Below are 2,895 nucleotides of genomic sequence, written 5' to 3'. Positions count from 1 at the left end.
ACTTGGACCATGATGAGCGGAGCTTCGGTACGAGTAAAAAATATACTCTGCTTCACTTCGCGCTCTCAGAGGTTAACTTTAGTAGATCCCAGAAGAGACTCTACCTTAAAATTTATTTTTTCTTTATCAAAAAATTACCAACACCTGTCATTAAAACCAGGCGCTTTATTGAATTTTGTATAATTTTAGTTTGCAGTTTGAGCTTCTCATTCCATTCAATAGGAGATCGAAACAGCATCACAAAAAAGGTGAGAAGATTACTTAAGTGATTTAGATGGGTATGTTTAAAACTGTGTGATTTATTCTTCTCATGATAGTATTTGGTATACAGCACTTCAGGAACACGGACAAACTCACCAAACATCGCAAGCCGGATCAGTAAAAACCAATCTGCAGCATATTCTCTGTTTCCAAACAAGTTCTTTTGTGATGGTATAATTTCCGGAATAAGATCTGCTCTCATCATACCTCTGTAAGCGATCCACCAAAGTTGCTCTTTTTCCAGGAGTTTTTCTAACCGTTTCTGTCGACTCTTCACTTTTCCCAGAGCTGTATAACTGGCAATCTCCGAAGGATCTCTGTCATTGAAGTTCATATCTGAGAACGATAATACAGCATCAGGATTATTTTCGAGTGCCTCGACAAGTTTTGCGATGTAGCTCACTTCAATTATGTCATCATGGGGTATTATGAACGTATATTTACCCTCCCCGGATGCTTGTTCCAAAAGAAAATCAACATGATCCAACCACCCGAGATTTTGTTTTTGTTCAATCAATTGAAAACGTTCATCGGTACCAACCAGGGATTTTATGAGAGAAACTGTTTGATCGGTGGATTTATCGTCAGAGATTAAAACCGTGAAGTTGGAATAGGTTTGGTTTTTTAGGGATTCAAGCGTGCGTTTAATAAAGAGTTCAGCATTATAACATGGCAAACAGACAACAACTTTGGGCTGATCCTTGCTCATATTCTTTAAAGTTGTCGGTAGATCTTTTCTGCCCGATCGGCAGTATCCATGGCAAACATAGGCGCCGTTGTTAGTTTCCCGGTCTCAACAGAATGGTAGCCGTCGTAGGAGGTAACACCAATATTTGATCTTTCATGAAGACGACTTTTTTTGTTATCAACGTCTGTTTTTCCATGGGCTACAATGATACCGGCATCCACAATTTTAGGAGTGCAATTTCTGATAGCCGGGTACCACTTTTCTGTTTCACGAATCAATTGTTCAGAGATCTCATCAAAGTCCTTATTTGGTACAATTCCACGGCTTGGCTCATTCCATGATTCCGGAGGCTCAATGCTGTTCGACCATCCTCGACAGGCGTCAGGATACCATGAAATGTAAGCCGTTTTATCCGGCCTGATAACCACATCGCCAAACTTTCCAATGACCATGGTTGCAGACGGAAAATTTTTCATCTCTTCAGGAATATCTGCTATGACCCTGTATTTAAGCCGATGCAAAATTTCCTTCGGCGGTGATATACCAAGTGTTTCATCTAATTTGAATTTATCTGTCCAGGTAGCATTTACAACCTGGAGAGATTTTTTCTTCCAGTTTGATCTGTTTTTTTCACCCTCAACAATGTAGCCACTTCCATTTTTTGAAATTCCCAGAATCCGGTGATTTCCCAAAAAGGTTATATTCGAATGTTTCTTGACAGCTTTCCGAATATGCTCAGCAAGTTTAGACGTATCAATCGCCAGCTCACTGGTGTAAAATCCACCTTGTAAGCAATCGGTATTAAAGTGTTTTGCGAGGTTCTCTTCAGAGCTTTTTTGAACCAGTTTGTCGGGTTTGTATCCTAAATAAGTAAAAGATTCTTTTTCTGTGCTCTTGCAATATAATTTCTCCAATTGATGATACCGTTGTTCAAGCTGTTCGGTATCCAAAAATGACTGATTTGATACCAGGTAGTAGAATGGCGTGCCAACATTGAGATCTTTTACACCTATCCCAATCCATCTCGACAGGTATGGGGCAAAACGGAGAGCTGCTTTGAGCATCAGTTTTGGGGTTTCAAATCCGGTGTCGTTTATATAGACTAATCCCAAATGTATTTTCCCCTCGTTCCGAATGCTTGACCGGTTGAATGGAACAGAGTCCTGCTCAATCAAATCAACCTTGAAACCTCGATTTGCCAACTCTAATGCAATACAACAACCCTGTATACCCGCGCCAAGAACTAATACTTTTCTCTTCATTATTTATCAACATCTAATTCGATACCACAGAATAGTTTGTCAATTGAATATTCAAAACACTGCTTGCTAGTATCATGAATGTTCTTAAATCTCTTTTGATGTAAACGATATTGACGTACTATATCCCCATTATAAATTCTACTACTATTTTTTATAAATTCCGAATATTTCCTTGGGTAACTATAGAGTAAAAATCAGCTTCAAGTTTGCGATTGATAAGAAAGAGAGCTTCCTCTTGGCGTACCGAGAAAAGAGCTTCGGTACGAATTAAAACAAATAGGTACAGCGTCTCACCGCGCCCTCCGCGGTAAACTTTAGTAGATCCTAAACTGGTTCAAGTTTGTAACTTGGACCAACATGATCCCAATCCAATTTCTCACAAATAACAAACTTGCGCTATTTCAGTTTCGGAAAGAATTAAAACAAATACGCACAGCGTCTCACAGCGCTCTCCGCGGTAAAATTTAGTAGATCCCGGAAGGGCCCCTACACTGGTTCAAATTTGTAACTAGAACCACCATGAGGAAGTTCTCCTTCAGTTTACAATTCATATGAAGCGGAGCTTCCGATTTGGCGTACCGAAGCAGTAGCTTCGGTACGAGAAAACTTGGACCATGATGAGCGGAGCTTCGGTACGAGTAAAAAATATACTCTGCTTCACTTCGCGCTCTCAGAGGTTAACTT

Annotated in this window: 2 protein-coding genes; both read right to left on the bottom strand. The window is 39.9% G+C overall.

Annotated features, from left to right (window positions below):
• Positions 1–112 precede the first annotated feature (112 nt).
• Positions 113–970 (bottom strand): glycosyltransferase family 2 protein, encoded by an 858-nt coding sequence (locus L6773_RS21100; protein ID WP_237856655.1) that lies wholly within the window; start codon positions 968–970, stop codon positions 113–115.
• A 5-nt stretch (positions 971–975) separates the two neighbouring features.
• A complete protein-coding gene (locus tag L6773_RS21095) occupies positions 976–2,211 on the bottom strand; it encodes an FAD-dependent oxidoreductase (RefSeq protein ID WP_237856654.1) in 1,236 nt (411 codons plus the stop codon).
• Between the last annotated feature and the right edge of the window lie 684 nt (positions 2,212–2,895).

The sequence above is a fragment of the Rhodohalobacter sulfatireducens genome (assembly GCF_022012475.1).
Lineage (GTDB): Bacteria > Bacteroidota > Rhodothermia > Balneolales > Balneolaceae > Rhodohalobacter > Rhodohalobacter sulfatireducens.
The sequence above is the reverse complement of the archived record's forward strand: the minus strand, read 5'-3'. Positions and strand labels throughout refer to the sequence as shown.

Coding starts and splice junctions, on each gene's coding strand:
- L6773_RS21095 (WP_237856654.1), bottom strand. CDS start 2,211: ATGAAGAGAAAAGTATTAGTTCTTGGCGCGGGTATACAGGGTTGTTGT.
- L6773_RS21100 (WP_237856655.1), bottom strand. CDS start 970: ATGAGCAAGGATCAGCCCAAAGTTGTTGTCTGTTTGCCATGTTATAAT.